Annotated in this window: 17 protein-coding genes; 13 read left to right on the top strand and 4 right to left on the bottom strand. The window is 70.8% G+C overall.

Annotation, left to right across the window (positions count from 1 at the left end; all coding sequences use genetic code 11):
* Positions 1–32: 32 nt before the first annotated feature.
* The 3 genes from hisD (at position 33) to IEX31_RS01785 (ending at position 3,043) form a co-directional block, all read left to right on the top strand.
* Positions 33–1,340, top strand: coding sequence for a histidinol dehydrogenase (hisD, locus tag IEX31_RS01795; RefSeq protein ID WP_188741706.1), 1,308 nt, complete (start codon positions 33–35; stop codon positions 1,338–1,340).
* A 119-nt stretch (positions 1,341–1,459) separates the two neighbouring features.
* On the top strand, positions 1,460–1,933 hold the full coding sequence (nrdR, locus tag IEX31_RS01790; RefSeq protein WP_188741705.1) for a transcriptional regulator NrdR: 474 nt from the start codon (positions 1,460–1,462) through the stop codon (positions 1,931–1,933).
* Between the two features lie 45 nt (positions 1,934–1,978).
* The gene (locus tag IEX31_RS01785; RefSeq protein WP_188741704.1) at positions 1,979–3,043 is read left to right on the top strand and encodes a quinone-dependent dihydroorotate dehydrogenase; all 1,065 of its coding nucleotides are present in this window, start codon (positions 1,979–1,981) and stop codon (positions 3,041–3,043) included.
* Here IEX31_RS01785 and IEX31_RS01780 read toward each other — a convergent pair.
* A complete protein-coding gene (locus tag IEX31_RS01780; protein ID WP_188741703.1) occupies positions 3,016–4,071 on the bottom strand; it encodes an App1 family protein phosphatidate phosphatase in 1,056 nt (351 codons plus the stop codon). The two genes, IEX31_RS01785 and IEX31_RS01780, sit on opposite strands and share 28 nt — an antisense overlap.
* 112 nt (positions 4,072–4,183) lie before the next feature.
* Between IEX31_RS01780 and IEX31_RS01775 the strand changes: the two genes are divergently transcribed.
* The 5 genes from IEX31_RS01775 (at position 4,184) to IEX31_RS01755 (ending at position 8,100) form a co-directional block, all read left to right on the top strand.
* Entirely contained in the window at positions 4,184–4,843 is a 660-nt protein-coding gene (locus tag IEX31_RS01775) for a TetR/AcrR family transcriptional regulator (protein WP_229662022.1), read from the top strand.
* 98 nt (positions 4,844–4,941) lie between these two features.
* Positions 4,942–5,754, top strand: a complete 813-nt coding sequence (locus tag IEX31_RS01770) for an ABC transporter ATP-binding protein (RefSeq protein ID WP_188741701.1) — start codon at positions 4,942–4,944, stop codon at positions 5,752–5,754.
* Positions 5,751–6,440, top strand: a complete 690-nt coding sequence (locus tag IEX31_RS01765) for an ABC transporter permease (protein WP_188741700.1) — start codon at positions 5,751–5,753, stop codon at positions 6,438–6,440. The genes IEX31_RS01770 and IEX31_RS01765 overlap by 4 nt, the downstream gene beginning before the upstream one ends.
* Entirely contained in the window at positions 6,437–7,153 is a 717-nt protein-coding gene (locus IEX31_RS01760) for an ABC transporter permease (RefSeq protein WP_188741699.1), read from the top strand. Before IEX31_RS01765 ends, IEX31_RS01760 begins: the two co-directional genes overlap by 4 nt.
* Positions 7,154–7,176: 23 nt before the next feature.
* Positions 7,177–8,100: an ABC transporter substrate-binding protein gene (locus IEX31_RS01755; RefSeq protein ID WP_188741698.1), complete on the top strand. Its 924-nt coding sequence runs from the start codon at positions 7,177–7,179 to the stop codon at positions 8,098–8,100.
* Here IEX31_RS01755 and IEX31_RS01750 read toward each other — a convergent pair.
* Genes IEX31_RS01750 through IEX31_RS01740 form a run of 3 tightly spaced genes read right to left on the bottom strand, consistent with a single transcriptional unit; the run spans position 8,097 to position 10,249 of the window.
* A complete protein-coding gene (locus tag IEX31_RS01750) occupies positions 8,097–8,861 on the bottom strand; it encodes a DedA family protein (RefSeq protein ID WP_188741697.1) in 765 nt (254 codons plus the stop codon). The two genes, IEX31_RS01755 and IEX31_RS01750, sit on opposite strands and share 4 nt — an antisense overlap.
* A 39-nt stretch (positions 8,862–8,900) precedes the next feature.
* The gene (locus IEX31_RS01745) at positions 8,901–9,875 is read right to left on the bottom strand and encodes a M56 family metallopeptidase (RefSeq protein WP_188741696.1); all 975 of its coding nucleotides are present in this window, start codon (positions 9,873–9,875) and stop codon (positions 8,901–8,903) included.
* A 2-nt stretch (positions 9,876–9,877) separates the two neighbouring features.
* Positions 9,878–10,249 carry a BlaI/MecI/CopY family transcriptional regulator gene (locus tag IEX31_RS01740; RefSeq protein ID WP_188741695.1) on the bottom strand — a complete coding sequence of 124 codons (372 nt, stop codon included), beginning with the start codon at positions 10,247–10,249 and terminating at the stop codon, positions 9,878–9,880.
* 87 nt (positions 10,250–10,336) lie between these two features.
* Here IEX31_RS01740 and IEX31_RS01735 point away from each other — a divergent pair, with 87 nt between their 5' ends.
* The 5 genes from IEX31_RS01735 to IEX31_RS01715 all read left to right on the top strand — a co-directional run bounded on the left by IEX31_RS01735 (position 10,337) and on the right by IEX31_RS01715 (position 18,085).
* Positions 10,337–11,749: a cytochrome ubiquinol oxidase subunit I gene (locus IEX31_RS01735; protein WP_188741694.1), complete on the top strand. Its 1,413-nt coding sequence runs from the start codon at positions 10,337–10,339 to the stop codon at positions 11,747–11,749.
* Between the two features lie 12 nt (positions 11,750–11,761).
* Complete coding sequence (cydB, locus tag IEX31_RS01730) at positions 11,762–12,769, top strand: cytochrome d ubiquinol oxidase subunit II (protein WP_188741693.1); 1,008 nt, start codon at positions 11,762–11,764, stop codon at positions 12,767–12,769.
* Positions 12,770–12,771: 2 nt separating this feature from the next.
* Entirely contained in the window at positions 12,772–14,403 is a 1,632-nt protein-coding gene (gene cydD, locus IEX31_RS01725; protein ID WP_188741692.1) for a thiol reductant ABC exporter subunit CydD, read from the top strand.
* Positions 14,396–16,096: a thiol reductant ABC exporter subunit CydC gene (gene cydC, locus IEX31_RS01720; protein WP_188741691.1), complete on the top strand. Its 1,701-nt coding sequence runs from the start codon at positions 14,396–14,398 to the stop codon at positions 16,094–16,096. The genes cydD and cydC overlap by 8 nt, the downstream gene beginning before the upstream one ends.
* Positions 16,097–16,249: 153 nt before the next feature.
* Complete coding sequence (locus IEX31_RS01715; RefSeq protein ID WP_188741690.1) at positions 16,250–18,085, top strand: PA domain-containing protein; 1,836 nt, start codon at positions 16,250–16,252, stop codon at positions 18,083–18,085.
* Positions 18,086–18,135 lie beyond the last annotated feature (50 nt).

Below are 18,135 nucleotides of genomic sequence, written 5' to 3'. Positions count from 1 at the left end.
CGCTCAGCCGCCGCCGGTAGGCTGACAGGGCCATGCTGCGTACCATCGACCTCCGCGGAACCCGTCCGTCTGCCTCCGAACTGCTCGCCCTCGTGCCGCGTGCCGCCACCGACGTGACGGCCGCCCTCGACGGGGCGCGGGCCCTCATCGACGACGTTCGCGACCGCGGCGAGGCGGCACTCGTCGACCAGGCCGAGCGGTTCGATCGCGCGCGGCCCGCGGCTGTGCGGGTGCCGCCCGAGGAGCTCGCCGCCGCACTCGAGGCGCTCGAGCCCCACATCCGCTCGGCCATCGAGGCGACCATCGAGCGCGTGCGGGCAGCGAGCCGCGCCCAGGTGCCGGCACCGCGGCGCACCGAGCTCGCGAACGGCGCCGTCGTCGAGCAGCGCTGGCAGCCGGTCGGCCGCGTCGGCCTGTACGTGCCGGGCGGCAAGGCCGTGTACCCGTCGAGCGTGGTCATGAACGTCGTGCCCGCACAGGTAGCGGGAGTGGGCTCCATCGCGCTCGCGTCGCCGCCGCAGGAGGCGTTCGGCGGGCGCGTGCACCCCGTCGTCGCGGGGGTGGCTGCGCTCCTCGGCGTCACCGAGGTGTACGCCATGGGCGGTGCCGGCGCGATCGGCGCCTTCGCCTACGGCGTGCCCGGCATCGGACTCGAGCCCGTGCAGCGTGTCACCGGGCCCGGCAACGTCTTCGTCGCCGCCGCCAAGCGGCTCGTCCAGGGCGTCACGGGCATCGACGCCGAGGCGGGCCCCACCGACATCCTCGTGATCGCCGACGACTCGGCCGACGCCGACTTCGTGGCCGCCGACCTCGTGAGCCAGGCCGAGCACGATGAGCTCGCGGCGGCCGTGCTCGTCACCGACGCCCCCGGGTTCGCCGCCCGCGTCATCGAACGGCTCGAGGCGCGGGTCGCGGCGACGAAGCACTCGACGCGCGTTCGCACGGCCATGGAGGGTGCGCAGTCGGCCCTCGTGCTCGTCGACGACCTCGACCAGGCGACCGACTTCGCGAACGCGTTCGGCCCCGAGCACCTCGAGATCCAGGTGCGCCACGCCGACGCCGCCCTCGCCCGCATCGAGAACGCCGGCGCGATCTTCGTGGGGGACCACTCGCCCGTGAGTCTCGGCGACTACGCCGCAGGGTCGAATCACGTGCTGCCGACGGGCGGCCAGGCCCGCTACGCGGCCGGCCTGTCCGCGGCGACGTTCCTGAGACCGCAGCAGGTGGTGCGCTACGACGCCGACGCGCTCCGCGAGGTGGCGCCCGCGATCGCCGCGCTCTCGGCCGCGGAAGACCTGCCCGCGCACGGCGAGGCGGTCGCGGCGCGGTTCGCGCGCTGACCCGTGCGCGCCGACGCGGCGCGCGCCCACGCCTCGCGCCCCTCGCGCCGCACGCCCCGACACGCGCCGTCGGCGAACGCCGCCGTCGCCCGAGGCCGTGCAGCTAGGCTGGAGGCACCATGCACTGTCCGTTCTGCCGTCACCCGGATTCCCGTGTCATCGACTCGCGTACGAGCGACGACGGCCTCTCGATCCGGCGCCGCCGGCAGTGCCCCGAGTGCGGCCGGCGGTTCTCGACGACCGAGACGGCGAGCCTCGTCGTGATCAAGCGCTCGGGCGTGATCGAACCGTTCAGCCGCGAGAAGGTGGTCGCCGGCGTGAAGAAGGCGTGTCAGGGGCGACCGGTGACCGATTCCGACCTCGCCGTGCTCGCGCAGAAGGTCGAGGAGACGATCCGGTCGACAGGCGCGTCGCAGATCGAGGCGAACGACATCGGCCTCGCGATCCTGCCGCCGCTGCGCGAGCTCGACGAGGTCGCCTACCTGCGGTTCGCGAGCGTCTACCAGGCCTTCGAGTCGCTCGACGACTTCGAGTCGGCGATCGGCCAGCTTCGAGCCGAGCACGGCCGGCTCCCCGCGCGTCCCGTCGAGTGAGCGCGAACGGCCGCACGGTCGTCCTCCGATAGCCTGAGTGGCGGCATGTACCGACTCCTCTTCTCCCTCGTCCTCTCGCGCCTCGACCCCGAAGCCGCGCACCACCTCGCATTCCGCGTCATCCGGATGCTGCCGGCCCTCGGCCTCGGCCGGCTCGTCGAGCGCTTCACCGCACCCGACCCGTCGCTCGTGGTGGAGGCGCTGGGGCTCCGCTTCCCGTCGCCGTTCGGCGTCGCGGCCGGGTTCGACAAGGACGGCTTCGCCGTGCGCGGGCTCGGGCAGCTCGGCTTCGGGCACGTCGAGGTGGGCACCATCACGCCGCTGGCCCAGCCCGGCAACGAGCGTCCACGCCTCTTCCGGCTCGTCGCCGACCGCGCGCTCGTCAATCGGATGGGCTTCAACAACGGCGGGGCGGATGCCGCGGCCGGACGCCTCTCGCGGCTCGCACGCCTGCCGCATCGTCCGGTGCTCGGCGTGAACATCGGCAAGAATCGCGCGACGCCCGTCGAGGACGCCGTGGCCGATTACGTGCGCTGCGCGAGCGTGCTGGCCCCGTACTCGGACTACCTCGTGGTGAACGTGAGCTCGCCGAACACCCCCGGCCTGCGGCGCCTGCAGGAGCCCGATGCCCTGGCGCCGCTGCTCGAGTCCGTGGGCGTCGCGGCCGGCACCACGCCGCTGCTCGTGAAGATCTCGCCCGACCTCGCCGACGACGAGGTGCTGCGCATCTGCGATCTCGTGGTGCGACTCGGCCTCGACGGCATCATCGCGACGAACACGACGATCTCCCGCGAAGGGCTGCGTACGCCCGTATCCGTCCTGGAGGCCATCGGCGCGGGCGGGCTCTCGGGGCCGCCGCTCGCCGCTCGCTCGCTCGAGGTGCTCCGGCTCATCCGCGGTCGGGTGCCGGCCGAGTTGTGCGTGATCTCGGTCGGCGGGGTGGAGACCGCCGCCGACGTGCAGGAACGGCTCGAGGCCGGGGCGACGCTCGTGCAGGGGTACGCGGCCTTCATCTACCGGGGCCCGCTGTGGGCGAGGCAGGTGAACCGCGGGATGGCGCGCCTGCGACGCCGACGGCCGACTCAGAGCACGCCGACGTCGGCGAGCTGATCGGCGAGGTTCGAGCCGTCGCTCGCCGAGACCCACGGCACGTTCGCCCCGTGCTGTTCCCCCTTCGTGCGTCCGCCGGCGAGCACCGCCTCGCCCGTGGAGAGGCGGCGGATGGCCACCGCGGCGACGCGCTCGGGATGCTCGGCCGCGAACCGCGCGTAGAGCTCCTCGTCGTGCTGTCCGTCATCGCCGACCAAGAGCCAGCGGATGTCGGGGAACTCGCCGGCGATGCGACGGAGGTTCTCCTCCTTGTGCTCCCGACCGCTGCGGAACCAGCGGTCGTGCGTCGGGCCCCAGTCGGTGAGGAGGAGGGGGCCCGCCGGGTAGAGGTTCCGCGAGAGGAACCTCGTCAACGTCGGCGCGACGTTCCAGGCACCCGTGGAGAGGTAGATGACGGGCGCCCCCGGGTGGGTGCGCACGAGACGCTCGTAGAGCACTGCCATGCCCGGGGTCGGGATGCGGGCGTGCTCGTCGAGTACGAACGTGTTCCAGAACGCAACGAACGGCCGGGGCAGCGCTGTGACCATGACCGTGTCGTCGACGTCGGAGATGAGGCCGAAGCGCACGTCGGGCCCGACGATCCAGACGGGCGCCTCGACCGTCTCCGAGCCCTCGGTGCGAAGCGAGACCTGGTGCCAGCCGGGTTCGAGCGCGACGGGTATCTTCGTGTCGACGACGCCGCCGCGATCGGCGAGCACCTCGATGCGCTCGTCGCCGATCTCGATGATGACGGGAACGTCGCCGACGGGCACGCTCGTGAAGCTCCGCCAGCCGCGGATGCCCTGCTCCCGACGTCGCCGCCGGCGCTTCGAGGCGTCGGCCGGGAGGGGCCGGGTGAGCAGCACGCGGCAGAACACCCGCACCCACTCGGTGGATCCGTAGCCCGTGTAGGGCACCACGGTCGGCAGGTGGCCGCGGCGTCTGGCCCAGCGCTCGCGGATGTCGTGGATCCAGTCCTCGAGGCGTGCGGCTCGATGCCGGACCAGACGCTCGCGGGATCCGGCCGGGGTGGGGGAGCTCACCGGCATCCCCTCAGTCTGGCATGGGGGGTGTGCCGCCCGCGAAACGCGGGGGACCCGCCATGGTCGGTCTTCGGGCGATGCTCCGGGTAGAGTGGACCCCGCAAACGAGGGAGGTTCCGTGTCGAAAGTCGACCTGATCCTTGGGGCCGATCCGAGCCGCAAGCGGGCGGTGCGCACGGAGCCGACGCAGCGTCGCAGCACGCAGCGACTCGACGCGCTGCTCGACGCCGCCGCCGGGATCGTCGACGAGACGGGCTTCGAGCGCCTGACGACGCAGATGGTCGCCGAGCGGGCGGGTGCGTCGATCGGCACGGTGTACCGGTACTTCCCCGATCGCGTCGCCGTGGTGCACGCGCTCCGCGAGCGCTCGATCCGTCGCTACCGCGAGCGCGTGGCCGACGAGATGGAACGCACCGAGGTCACCGCCTGGTGGGACGTCGTCGACGTCGCCCTCGACGCGTGCGCGGCCTTCTACCGCGACGAACCGGGGTTCACGGTGGTGCATGCCGGTCGAGGCAAAACGGCCGAGGGCGACGTGGAGCCCGAGTTCGCGCACCGCATGGCGCGGCTGATCGAGGCCGAGTTCGAGATCGACACGGACGCCGCCGAACTGCGGTTCCGGCTGGGCGTGGCGATCGAGCTGGGGGCCGCGCTCATCAGCCGCGCGTTCCAGCGCGATGCCGCGGGCGATGAGCGGTATCTCGCCGAGGCGAAGCGCCTCGTGCGCGACTACCTCGCAGAGCACCTCGGCGAGGTGCGCGCCCGCAACGCGGCCTGACGCGCCGCTGCCCGGTCGCGTTGCCCGCTGCCGGGAATGGTGCTCAACTGGAAGCCGTTGGTTCAGGTGACCACCCGAGACCGGATTGAGGCGGCCAGATGATCGAGTTCCGCGGCGTCACCAAGCAGTTCCCCGATGGCACCGTCGCGGTCGAGGGCGTGGACATCGTCATCCCGCCGCACAAGACGACCGTGCTCGTGGGGTCGTCGGGCTCCGGCAAGACGACCCTCCTGCGCATGATCAACCGCATGGTCGATCCGACCGCCGGGCAGGTCCTGATCGACGGCACGGATGTCGCGACGGTCGAGCCCGTGGCCCTGCGCCGCGGCATCGGCTACGTGATGCAGAACTCGGGGCTGCTGCCGCACCGCAAGGTCGTCGACAACGTCGCGACGGTGCCGCTCCTGCGCGGGACCAGCAAGCGGGAGGCGAGGGCGCACGCCCTCGAGCTCCTCGACACCGTCGGCCTCGACCGCTCCCTCGCGGAGAAGTACCCGGCGCAGCTCTCGGGCGGCCAGCAGCAGCGCGTCGGCGTCGCCCGCGGGCTCGCGGTCGACCCGAACATCCTGCTCATGGACGAGCCGTTCGGCGCGGTCGACCCGATAGTGCGCGCCGAGCTGCAGCAGGAGCTGCTGCGGCTGCAGGAGGAGCTCGGCAAGACCGTCGTGTTCGTGACGCACGACATCGACGAGGCGTTCCTGCTGGGCGACCAGGTCGTGATCATGCAGCAGGGCGGCAGGATCTCGCAGGCCGCGTCGCCCGTGGAGATCCTCGCGAACCCTGCCGACGACTTCGTCGCCGACTTCGTGGGCGCGCGGCGCGGCAAGCGGGCCCTGCACGTCACCGAGGTCGACGGGCAACGGCTCGTCGTCGACGCCGACGGTCGCCCGGCGGGAGTCCTGGCGTCGTGAACTGGATCTGGTCGAACCTCGACCGCGTCGGCGAGCTCATGCTCGTACACCTGGCACTGTCGGTGCCCGCAATCATACTGAGCTTCGTGGTGTCGGTCCCGATCGGATGGCTCGCCCACCGATACCGGTGGGCGAGTGGCGTGCTGCTGTCGCTGTGCGCGCTCCTCTACGCCATCCCGTCGCTCGCACTGCTCATCGCGCTGCCCGTGTTCACGGGCCAGCGCGCCACGTCGCCCGTGAACCTCGTCGTCGCCCTGACCCTCTACGGCATCGCGGTGATCGTACGCACGGCCGCCGATGCATTCGACGCCGTCGAGCGCGATGTGCTCCAGTCGGCGACCGCGGTCGGCTACTCGACGGCAGGGCGGTTCTGGGGCGTGCACCTCCCGCTCGCCGGTCCGGTGCTGCTCTCGGGACTGCGCGTCGTCATCGTGAGCACCGTGAGCCTCGCCACGGTCGGCGCGGTGACCGGGGTTCAGAGCCTCGGCAGCCTCTTCACCGACGGGCTGCAACGCGGCATCCAGGCGGAGATCATCGCCGGCATCCTCGCGACGATCGTGCTCGCCGTCGTCCTGGACGGGCTCACGGTGGCGGTCGGCCGCATGGTCATGCCGTGGTCGCGGCCCGGCATGGAGGCGGCCCGGTCCTCGTCGGCGAGCCCCGTCGAGCAGGCGGATGCCGCATGAACCTCGTGCTCGACGCAATCGCCTGGATCCTCGACCCGACGAACTGGGAGGGCGTCGGCGGCATCCCGCAGCGCCTCTGGGAGCATCTGTGGATCTCGGCGGTCATCCTCCTCATCGCCGCGGCGATCGCGCTGCCCGTCGGGGTCCTCGTCGGGCACACCGGGCGCGGCCGCGAGGCGGCCGTCACCGTGTCGGGTGCGCTCCGGGCGCTTCCGACGCTGGGCGTGCTCTCGTTGTTCGCCCTCTGGCTCGGCATCGGCCTGCGGGCGCCGATCCCCGCCCTCGTCATCCTTGCGATCCCGCCGCTCCTCGCCGGCGCGTACGCCGGCATCGAATCCATCGACCGCCGCATCGTCGACGCGGCGCGGGCGATGGGCATGAACGAGCGGCAGATCGTCGGCAAGGTCGAGGTCCCGCTCGGCCTGCCGATCATCGTCGGCGGAATCCGGTCGGCCACACTGCAGATCATCGCCACCGCGACCCTCGCCGCGTATGTCGCGGACTTCGGCCTCGGCCGTTTCATCTTCTCGGGTCTGAAGACCCGGGACTACGCCGAGATGCTCGGCGGTTCCATCCTGGTGATCGTGCTCGCGCTCGTCGTCGACGGCGCGTTCGCGCTCACGCAACGACTGGTGGTGCCCGCCGGCGTGCGGGCCACGCGCTTCACCGAACTCCGCTCCCGGCCGGCCCGGCCGCGGGCGGCCGTGGGGTAACCCATCATCGAAGGGAATCAGGAATGATCACAGCAGGAAGAGGCGGGCTCGTTGCCCTGGCAGCGGTCGCGGTCGGGGCGACAGTGGCCCTGGCAGGGTGTGCATCGGGTGATCCGCTGGACGGCGGATCGGGCGGCGGCGGCTCCTCGGAGACGATCGTCGTGGGCTCGCAGGACTACTACTCGAACGAGATCATCGCCGAGATCTACGCGCAGGCGCTCGAGGAGAACGGCTACACGGTCGATCGCCAGTTCCGGATCGGCCAGCGCGAGGTCTACATCCCCGAGATCGAGGACGGTGCGATCGACGTGTTCCCCGAGTACACCGGCAATCTCCTCCAGTACTACGTGCCCGACACCGAGGCCACGACCAGCGACGACGTGTACGCCGAGCTCGAGACCTCGTTGCCCGACGGGCTGCGCGTGCTCGACCAGTCGCCCGCGACCGACCAGGACTCGTACAACGTGACGAAGACGTTCTCCGAGGAGAACGGCGTGACGAGCCTGGCCGACCTGAAGGACGTCGCGACGCCGATCACTCTCGGCGGCAACTCCGAGCTCGCCACGCGGCCGTACGGACCGGAGGGGCTCGCATCGGTCTACGGCGTCGATGTGGCGTTCACGCCGATCGAGGACAGCGGCGGCCCGCTGACGCTCAAGGCCCTCGTCGACGACCAGGTGCAGATGGTCAACATCTACAGCGCGGACCCGAACATCGCCGCGAACGACCTCGTGACGCTCGAGGACCCCGAGGGGCTCTTCCTCGCCTCGCACGTCGTGCCGCTCGTGAGCGAGAAGGTCACCGACGAGATGGCCGAGATCATCAACACGGTGAGCGCGGCACTCACGGCCGAAGACCTCGTCGCGCTCAACGCGTTGAGCGTGAACGAGCAGCAGTCGGCCGACCAGATCGCGGCCGACTGGCTCGCCGAGAAGTCGCTCTTCTAGCGCTTCGGGCGAGGATCCGAGGGGTCGGGCGCTTGGGCGTCCGGCCTCTCGTCGTCGATTTGGACGATCTCCACCGAGCGCACCACGCCGTCGGGCCCGACCGGCGGCACCGCGGATTCCTCGATCGTCGCCATGTGCCGGGCCTCGGAACGGACCAGGGCCTTCTTGACGCCCCACACCACGACGAGGAACAGCACGATGACGGCGACGAACACGTAGCCCGCCCAATGCAGCTCTCGGCTGAGTTGTCGGTAGCTGCCGGCCGCGAGCGACCCGACGGTGACGTACGCGAAGGCCCAGATGACGCACGCGGGCAGCGTCCAGGCGATGAACCTGCGGTACCGCATCGTGCTCATCCCGACGGTGAGCGGGATCAGGGAGTGCAGCACCGGCAGGAACCGCGAGATGAAGACCGCGGGCCCGCCCCTCCGGTCGAGGTAGCGCTGTGCCCGGGCCCAGTTCTCCTCGCCCAGTCTGCGGCCGGGCCGCGAGTGCTGGACGTGCGGGCCGAACCATCTCCCCAGCCCGAAGCCGATGCTCTCCCCGACGAGCGCGCCGGCGATGACGGTGAACGCGAGTGCGAGGTACTGGCCGACGCCTTCGACCGCGGTGGAGGCGACGAGCACGATGGTGTCGCCGGGCACGACGAGACCGATCAGCGCCGAGGTCTCGAGCATGATCCCGAGCCCGGCGAGCAGCGTGCGTGCGACCGGGTCCACGGATTGCACCGTGTCGAGGATCCCGTCGAGGAGCTCGTTCACCGTTCGAGCGTATCGGCAGCACCGAGCCGCGACCTCGGACTAGGGGACGATTCCGAGGATGGCGGCGTACCCCGTCAGGGAGATGGCGACGAGCCCGACGGATGTCGCGAGCACGAGGCCCGGCAGTCCGCGGGGTAGGTCCTGAGCAGCACCCCGGTCACCCGTCGAGGCGTCGAGGCGATCGAGGCGTTCCAAGCGCACCAGCCGGGCCGCGAGCATGGCCGCGTCGGGGCTCGCGCCGGGCGTGGCGTCGGGAAAGGATCCCGACTCGCCGGCGTTGCCGACCCGCTCGAGCGCACCGCGGAGCGCATCGGTTCCGACGAGGCGGCGGGCGCCGTCGTCGGCGAGCATCTCGGTGAGCGTGACGACCGAGCGCTCGGCGCGATTCGCGATCGGGAACCAGGGGATCGCGCTGTGCCAAGCGCGGAATGCGAGGCGCACGAGGTGGTGCAGCTGTCCGAGGTGCGTGCGTTCGTGCGCGATGACGGCGGCGAGCTCGTCGCGGTCGAGCACCTCGATGAGGCCGTCGGTGAGCACGGTGGTGGTGCGGATGCCGGGGACGCAGTAGGCGAGCAGCGCCGGGTGCGCGAGCACGCGCGTGCGCGGGTCATCCGGCAACGGGTGGCTCAGCACGTCGACGAGCTGGTGCTGCTTGCGCCGCTCGCGCTCGGCGCGCACGGCCGTGAATGCGAGATTGAGAATCAGCAGGAGCGCGACGGCGCCCGCGAGCGCGAGCGCCGCGATCTCCAGGGCGCCGAAGGCGGACGGGACGGGCCCGTCGAGGAGCGCGGGTGCGAGCTGGGCGACGGCGGCGGGAAACGAGCCGGCGGCCGCCGAACCGAACGCGAGGAGGCATCCGATCATCGACAGGCCGCCCGCCAGCGCGATGGCCTGCCAGAGGGCGAGCGCGACCGCCGGCGCCCGGGATGGCCACGCCGCTCGCGAGAGCAGTACCGGCACCGGCCAGGCCAGCGCGAGCGCGAGGGCGCCGAGGACGCCGGCGACGAGGAACACGCTCAGTGGTGCGCGAGCTCGTCGAGGAGTCGCCGCAGCGTGTTCGCCTCGCCCTCGCTCACCGTGCCGACGAAGCGCGCGAGGGCGGCGGCGCGGTCGGTCGACTGGTCGAGGACCTCGTGCATGAGCTCGGCGGTGTGCTCCTCGCGGCTGAGGAGTGCGCGGTACCGATGCGGACGCATGACGCGCGACCGGGAGACGAAGCCCTTGCGCTCGAGGCGGGAGAGCACCGTGAGCATGGTGGTCGTCGCCACCACGCGGCCGGAGCCGTCGCGCACGGCGAGGGTGTCGCGCAGCTCGTTCGCCGTGAGCGCTGCGTCGTTCGTCCAGAGCATCTCCATGACGGAGCGCTCGAGTTCGCCGAGACTCGCCATGCCACCAGACTACCGTCGCGACCCTGAATGTTCTACGCTCTGTAGAAGAATCATCGGGAACCTCACCACCTCGTGAAAGGGACCTCCGTGAACGAACTGCTCGACCCGTTGCTCCTCGCCAGATGGCAGTTCGGCATCACGACCGTCTACCATTTCCTTTTCGTGCCGCTGACCATCGGCCTCGCCACCGTCACGGCGGTCTTCCAGACCGCGTGGTACCGCACCGGCAAGAGCGAGTACCTGCGCATCACCCGCTTCTTCGGCACCATCTTCCTCATCAACTTCGCGATGGGCGTCGTCACGGGCATCGTGCAGGAGTTCCAGTTCGGCATGAACTGGTCGGAGTACTCCCGCTTCGTCGGCGACGTCTTCGGGGCGCCGCTCGCGATGGAGGGGCTCCTCGCCTTCTTCTTCGAGGCGACCTTCATCGGGCTCTGGATCTTCGGATGGGACAAGCTGCCGCGTGGACTCCACCTGGCTACCATCTGGGCGACGACGGTCGGCACGATCGCGTCCGCGTACTTCATCCTCGCCGCGAACGCGTTCATGCAGAATCCGGTGGGCTATGAGCTGAGCGCCGAGAAGGGCCGCGCCGAACTCGTCGACATCTGGGAGGTGCTCACCAACCGGGTCGTGCTCGCGGCGTTCCCGCACACGATCGCGGCGAGCTTCATGGTCGCGGCGGGCCTCATCATCAGCGCGGCGGCGTGGCACCTCGCTCGCAACCAGCATCTCGACACCATGCGGCCCGCCCTGAAGTTCGGGCTCTGGACCATGGTGGGCGCAGGCATCCTGACCACCCTGTTCGGCGACCAGCTGAGCCTCGCAATGGTGGCCACGCAGCCCATGAAGATGGCCGCCGCCGAGGCCACGTACGACACGGTCTGCGGCGCTGATGCCTCGTTCTCGCTGTTCACGCTCGGCACGCCCGACGGCAGCACCGAGCTGTTCTCGATCCGCGTGCCGTACCTGCTGTCGTTCCTCTCCACCCACACGCTCGACGGCTGCGTCGAGGGCATCAACGACCTGCAGGCGCAGTACACCGAGCTGTTCGGACCGGGCGATTACGCGCCCATCATCTGGGTGACCTACTGGTCGTTCCGCTGGATGATCGGCCTCGGGCTCCTGCATGTGCTCATTGCGGTCGTCGGCCTGTGGCTCACCCGCAAGGGCCGGATGCCGCGGCAGCAGTGGGTGTGGAAGGTCGCGATCTGGAGCTTCCCGCTCTCGATGCTCGCCATGAGCGTCGGCTGGATCTTCACCGAGATGGGCCGCCAACCCTGGATCGTCTTCAGCCTGCTGCCGACAGCGTCGGCGGTCTCGCCGAACGTGACCGGCCTCGACGTGCTCATCTCGCTCATCGCGTTCACGCTCGTGTACGGCGCCCTCGCGGTGGTCGAGGTGCGACTCGTGATCCGCGCGATCAAGAAGGGTCCGCCCGACATCGGCGAGCCCGATCCCGAGACCGGCCGGGTCGAACCCGCCACCACGGTGTACTAGGAGGAAACGCACATGGATCTGTCGGTGCTCTGGTTCTGGATCGTCGCCTTCCTCTTCGTCGGCTACTTCGTGCTCGACGGCTTCGACTTCGGCGTCGGGATGTCGCTGCCGTTCCTCGGTCGCGACGACACCGATCGGCGCGTCATCATCAACACGATCGGCCCAGTCTGGGACCTCAACGAGACCTGGGTGATCGTGGCGGGGGCGTCGCTTTTCGCGGCGTTCCCCGAGTGGTACGCGACGCTGTTCTCGGGGTTCTACCTGCCGTTGCTGCTCATCCTGCTCGCGCTCATCGCGCGCGGGGTCTCCTTCGAATACCGGCACCAGCGGCCCGAGGCGCAGTGGAAGCGCCGATTCGACCTCATGATCATCGTCGGCTCGGCGGTGCCGGCGCTCCTCTGGGGCGTCGCATTCGCGAACATCGTGCAGGGCGTGCCGCTCGACGAGAACCACAACTACACCGGCACCCTCTTCGACCTGCTGAACCCGTACGCGCTGCTCGGCGGCCTTACGACGCTCCTGCTGTTCTTCACCCACGGCGTCGTGTTCGTGTCGTTGAAGACCGACGGCGACCTGCGCGGGCGTGCGCGCCGCCTCGCCGCACGGTCGGGCATCGCCACGATCGTCGCGGCCGCCAGCTTCCTCGTGTGGACCGGGTTCGCGTCGGGCACGCTCTGGTTCTGGATCCTCGCCGCGATCGCCGCCCTCTCGCTCATCGGCGCGTGGCTCGCGAACGCGCGCGGCGCCGAGGGAACGGCGTTCACGTTCCTCGCGATCACGGTGGCCACGACCGTGGCTGCGCTCTTCGCGGCGCTCTTCCCCGACGTGATGCCGGCGTCGAACGACCCGGCGAACAGCCTCACGATCGCGAATGCGTCGAGCTCCGGGTACACGCTCACGGTCATGAGCTGGGTGGCGCTGATCTCCATGCCGCTCGTACTGGCCTACCAGGGCTGGACGTACTGGATCTTCCGAAAGCGCGTCACCCGGGCCTCGATCGAGGCCGTCGCCGCGCACTGATCGTGAAGCCCCTCGATCCGCGACTCGTCCGACGCTCCCGCGCCGCCCGCTGGTTCCTCCTCGCGGGCGGCGCGCTCGCGCTCGTGCAGGCCGCCGCCGTGCTCGCGTTCGCGTGGGCGCTCGCCTCGCTCGTCGTCGGGCTCATCGACGGCGAGCGGATGTCGCAGGCGTGGTCGCTCCTCGTCGTGCTCGTGGTCGCGGCATCCGTTCGGGCCATCGCGGCCTGGCTGTGGGACCTCGCCGGCTCCGCGGGCGCACTGCGCGTGAAGGCCGAACTGCGCGCCGAGCTTCTCGAGGCGCTCGAGGCGCGACCCACTGGCGTCCCCGGCTTCCAGACGGCGCGCATCGCGACGCTCCTCGGGCCGGGTCTCGACGCCCTCGACGACTACTTCGGCATGTACCTGCCGCAGCTCGTTCTCAGCGTCGTCGCCACGCCGATCCTCATCGCGGCCGCGTGGATCGCCGACCCGCTCTCGGGTCTCGTGCTCGTGATCGTGCTGCCGCTCATCCCGGTGTTCATGGCGCTCATCGGCCTCGCGACGGGCGCAGTGCAGCGCCGACAGTGGGACAGCCTCGCGACGCTCTCGAGGGGCTTCCTCGAGGTCGTCGGTGGGCTGTCGACGCTCATGGTATTCGGACGTGCCGAGCGACAGGTCGGCCGCATCCGCGCCGTCACCGACGAGTACCGCTCGCGCACCATGAAGGTGCTGCGCATCACGTTCCTCTCGGGGTTCGCGCTCGAGTTCGCCGCCAGCCTGTCGGTCGCGCTCGTCGCGGTCTCGATCGGCCTACGACTCGTCTCGGGCGACCTGACGCTCGCGCCCGGTCTCTTCGTCCTGGTGCTTGCGCCCGAGGTGTTCCTGCCACTGCGGAACGTCGGGGCTGCCTTCCATTCCTCGGCGGCGGGCGTGACGGCCTCGACCGACGCGTTCGACCTGCTGGATGCCGCGGCACCGGGAGCGGAGACCGGCGCGGTGCCCGCGGTCGGCCCGGCAACCCGTGGCGACGGGTCCGGTCTGCAGCTGGTCGACGCGCGCGTGCGGCGCGGCGACCGCGTCGTGCTCGACGGCGTCGACCTCGAGGCGCGGGCCGGCCGGGTCACCGCGGTCACGGGCGAGAGCGGCTCTGGCAAGTCGAGCCTGTTCGCGGCGATCCTCGGCCTCGAGGCCGCGGAGGGCGACATCCTCCTCGACGGGAGGCCGCTCGCGCGCGGCGACCGGTCGGCGATCGCCTGGGCGGGCCAGACGCCCACGCTCCTCGCCGGATCGATCGCGGAGAACGTGCGGCTCGGCGACGAGTCGGCCGCGCCCGAGCTCCTCGGGAGGGCGCTGCGCCTTGCAGGCGTGGAGCTCGAGCCCGGTCACCGCCTCGGTCCCGGCGGTGCCGGCCTCTCGGGCGGGCAGGCCCAGCGAGTCGCGACGGCCCGGGCGATCCATCGACTGCTCGCCCGCGACGGCCGCCTGCTGCTGCTCGACGAGCCGACCTCGGCACTCGACCCAGAACGCGAGGCGGACCTCGGCCGTGGGTTGCGTGAGCTCGCCGCAGAGGGTCGTGCCATCCTCGTGGCCACGCATCGTTCGGTGCTCGTCGGGTCCGCCGACGCCATCCACGACCTGGCGGCGGTGCATGCCTGATCGCACCCGCGCCATGCTGCGACGAGCCGTTCCGAGGTTCTGCCGCCTCCTGCCCGCAGTGCTCGCCGGCATCGCCTCTGGCGGCTCGAGCGTGGCGCTGCTCGCATGCTCGGCCTGGCTCATCGCGCGTGCCGCGGAGCAGCCGCCGGTGCTCTATCTCTCGCTCGGCATCGTCGGGGTTCGGGCGTTCGCGCTCGGGCGGGCCGTCTTCCGCTACCTCGAACGCCTGTCGGGCCACGACGGGTCCTTCCGGCAACTCGCCGAGATCCGGGCCGGGGTATTCGAGAGGATGCTGCCGGTCGCGCCGGACGGGCTCGCCGCGAGCCGGCGCGGCGACCTGCTCGCGCGCTTCGTCGGTGACGTCGACGAGCTGCAGAACGTGCCGCTCCGGGTCGTGCAGCCGGTCGTGAGCGCGCTCATCGTGCTGGCGCTCTCGGTCGCGGGCGTCGCGCTGCTCGCGCCGGCCTCGGCAACGGCGGTGTTCGGATGCCTCGTCGCCGGCGTCGGCGGCACGCTGCTCGTGCAACGGTGGGCGGCCGTCCGCGCTGAGCGCACGCTCGCGCCGCTGCGCGGCCAGCTCCAGGCGGCGGTCGTCGAGCACGTCCAGGCACTCGACGTGCTCGTGGCCTTCGACGCGGCCGCAGCGGGGCGCCGATCGATCGAGGTGATCGGCACCCGGCTCGCGCGTGCGACGCGGGCCCGGGCCGCGGCGACGGGCGCGGCATCCGCCGCCATGACCGCGGTCGGCGGCTTCGCCGTGGCCGCGAGCCTCGCGGCGTCCGCCCCGCTGCTCGAGGCCGGACGCATCGACGGACCGACGTTCGCGGTGCTCTGCCTCGTGCCGCTGGCGATCGCCGAGGTCGCGGCGGCGCTGCCGCTCGCGGCGAGCGCCCTCCGCCTCGCGCGGTCGAGCGCGGAGCGCGTCGCGCACGCGGTGCCGTTCGCGATCCCCGACGGGATCCCGCGCGTGCCCGCGACGCCGGCGGACCCGCCGGACGCGAGCCCGACACCCGCGATCACCCTTCGGGGCATCCGTGCCCACTGGCCGAGGCTCGACGAGCACGCCGAGGCGCCGCCCGCCGTGCTCGCCGGGCTCGACCTCGATCTCGCGCCGGGGGAGCGCGTGCTCGTGCGCGGCGGATCGGGCGCCGGGAAGACAACCCTCGCGCACGTGCTCGTGCGCTTCCTCGACTACGAGGGCTCCTATCGTCTCGGCGGCGTCGAGGCGTCGACGCTCGACCCCCGCGACGTACGGCGGCTGGTCGGCCTCGTGGAGCAGCGTCCGTGGCTGTTCGATGAGGATGTGCGGCAGAACCTGCTGTTCGCGCGCGATACGGCGACCGACGACGAGCTGCTCGATGTGCTGGGCCGGGTCGGCCTGCGCGACTGGCTCGAGGCGCGCGGTGGGCTCGGCGCCCGCGTGGGCGAACGCGGTGCGCTCGTGTCGGGCGGGCAAGCCCAGCGCATCGCCCTCGCCCGGGCCATGCTCGCCGATTTCCCCGTGCTGGTGCTCGATGAACCCACGGCCAACGTCGATGCCGATCGTGCGGACGCGCTGCTCCGCGACCTCCTCGCCGCCGCGGGCGGGCGCACGGTCGTGCTCATCGCGCACACCGGCGCGCCCGAAGGACTCGTGGACCGTGTCGTCACGCTCGAGCCAGGGCTGGTCGTCGCGGCCGCGCAGCCCGACTGACCTCATCGGCGAAACCGAAGCGCACGATCCGCGCGCTGCGCGCACAGGCGTTGCGTCTCCCCGTCAAGGGCTTCCATCTCGGACCGCGGTCTGTTTGAATCCACCCCAGATCGCCCACCTGTGATTCACCTGAGAGTTGAGGAGAAACCGTCGATGAGAGCAATCCGAGCAGGCGCGGCGTTCGTCGCCGTGGCCGCACTCGTCGTGGGCGCCGGACCGGCGTTCGCGCACAGTGATACCGAGTACGTGGACGACGGGGTTCTCGACTCCGGTAAGGATACCCATCAGCATCACGCCCAGCACAACGAGGACGCGGGCCACCTGTACCCCGAGGGCTCGAGCGAGAACGTCGAACTGATCGGCAATCTCGATCTCTTCGAGGGCATGGAGGAGCCGGGTCGAATCGCGGATGTCTCCGCCTACGGCGACTACGCCTACCTCACTGCGTTCTGGGAGCCGCAGTGCGATCGCGGCGGCGTCTACATCGTGGACATCTCCGACCCGACAGCACCCGAACTCGTCACCCTCATCCCCAGCCACCAGGGCACGTTCAGCGGTGAGGGCTCGCAGGTCATCCACCTCGAGACCGAGTACTTCACGGGCGAGCTGCTCGCGTTCCAGAACGAGATCTGCCCGGGCTTCGAGAACGGCATCGGCGGCATGACGCTCGTCGACGTGACCGACCCGACGAAGCCCAAGATCCTGGTCGAAGGCGCCGGTGACTTCTCGAACCCGGGCAAGGCGCAGACCAAGGCCAACGAGACCCACTCGGTGCGGATGTGGGTCGACGGCGAAAAGGCCTACGCCGTGCTCGTCGACGATGAGGAAGTGACCGACGTCGACATCATGGACATCACGGACCCGTCGAAGCCGGTGCTGATCTCCGAGACGGACCTCAGCGACGAGACCGCGCAGGTGGCGGGCGCTGTACACGGCGACGCGGTCTTCCTGCACGACATGGTCGTGAAGCAGATCGGAGGCGTGCAGACCATGCTGCTCTCCTACTGGGACGGCGGGTACGTGAAGCTCGACGTCGATGACCCGGCGAACCCGGTGTTCATCGCCGACACCGACTTCGAAGCGGTCGATCCGGTCCGCCCGTCGGTCACGCCCGAGGGCAACGCCCACCAGGCGGAGTTCACCAACGACAACAAGTACTTCATCGCGACCGATGAGGACTTCGACCCGTACCGGGTGACAGCGACGATGGCGGACGGCACGGAGTTCACGGCGATCCAGGGCTCCGATGTGCCAGCGATCGACGAGGACACCAGCCTCGCTGGCGGAACGAGGTCCGTCGGACTCGCGTGCGACGCGGCCTCGATTCCGGAAGCCGACGCCGAGGCGTCGATCGCGGTCATCGAGCGCGGGACCTGCACCTTCACCGACAAGGTGCAGAATGTGCAGGCGAAGGGCTACGAGGGTGCGATCGTCTTCAACAGCGACGCCGCGGGCAACTGCGAAGCCCTCGTGTCGATGCTCGTCGCCGCCGACATCCCGGCCGTGTTCGTTTCGCGGACCGACGGGTTCCGCATCCTCACGGGTGGTGTCCCTGCTGACTACACCTGCGGTGGCGCCACTCCGTACGCCATCCCGACGGCGGTCGGCGCCTACGGGCAGGACGTCGACATCAGCGCGGTGTTCGACGGCTGGGGCTACGTGCACCTGTTCGACGCCACCAGCATGGAGGACCTCGACCAGTACTACGTTCCCGAGAGCCAGATGGAGGCGCACGCGTCGGGTTCCGGCGACCTTTCGGTGCACGAGGTCGCGACCGACCCCGACGAGAACCTCGCGTACATCTCGTACTACGCGGCCGGGTTCCGCGTGGTCAGCTACGGCCCCAACGGGCTCACCGAGGTCGGGCACTTCATCGACGAGGGCGGCAACAACTTCTGGGGCGTCGAGGTGCACCAGCTCGGCGAAGAGGAGTACGTGCTGGCTTCCGATCGCGATAGCGGGCTGTACATCTTCCAGTACCACCCGTGATCGGCTGACACGATGACGACGGGCGGACGCGCAACGCGTCCGCCCGTCGC

The sequence above is a fragment of the Agromyces bauzanensis genome, assembly GCF_014645655.1.
Lineage (GTDB): Bacteria > Actinomycetota > Actinomycetes > Actinomycetales > Microbacteriaceae > Agromyces > Agromyces bauzanensis.
Note: the sequence above shows the minus strand (reverse complement) of the source record. Positions and strands in the feature narration are given on the sequence as shown.

Excerpts from the sequence above, each read along its gene's own strand:
- IEX31_RS01780 (WP_188741703.1), bottom strand. The coding sequence starts at position 4,071 with ATGCCGGTGAGCTCCCCCACCCCGGCCGGATCCCGCGAGCGTCTGGTC.
- IEX31_RS01715 (WP_188741690.1), top strand. The coding sequence starts at position 16,250 with ATGAGAGCAATCCGAGCAGGCGCGGCGTTCGTCGCCGTGGCCGCACTC.
- hisD (WP_188741706.1), top strand. The coding sequence starts at position 33 with ATGCTGCGTACCATCGACCTCCGCGGAACCCGTCCGTCTGCCTCCGAA.
- IEX31_RS01760 (WP_188741699.1), top strand. The coding sequence starts at position 6,437 with ATGAACCTCGTGCTCGACGCAATCGCCTGGATCCTCGACCCGACGAAC.
- IEX31_RS01770 (WP_188741701.1), top strand. The coding sequence starts at position 4,942 with ATGATCGAGTTCCGCGGCGTCACCAAGCAGTTCCCCGATGGCACCGTC.
- IEX31_RS01785 (WP_188741704.1), top strand. The coding sequence starts at position 1,979 with ATGTACCGACTCCTCTTCTCCCTCGTCCTCTCGCGCCTCGACCCCGAA.
- cydB (WP_188741693.1), top strand. The coding sequence starts at position 11,762 with ATGGATCTGTCGGTGCTCTGGTTCTGGATCGTCGCCTTCCTCTTCGTC.
- nrdR (WP_188741705.1), top strand. The coding sequence starts at position 1,460 with ATGCACTGTCCGTTCTGCCGTCACCCGGATTCCCGTGTCATCGACTCG.
- IEX31_RS01740 (WP_188741695.1), bottom strand. The coding sequence starts at position 10,249 with ATGGCGAGTCTCGGCGAACTCGAGCGCTCCGTCATGGAGATGCTCTGG.
- cydC (WP_188741691.1), top strand. The coding sequence starts at position 14,396 with ATGCCTGATCGCACCCGCGCCATGCTGCGACGAGCCGTTCCGAGGTTC.
- IEX31_RS01755 (WP_188741698.1), top strand. The coding sequence starts at position 7,177 with ATGATCACAGCAGGAAGAGGCGGGCTCGTTGCCCTGGCAGCGGTCGCG.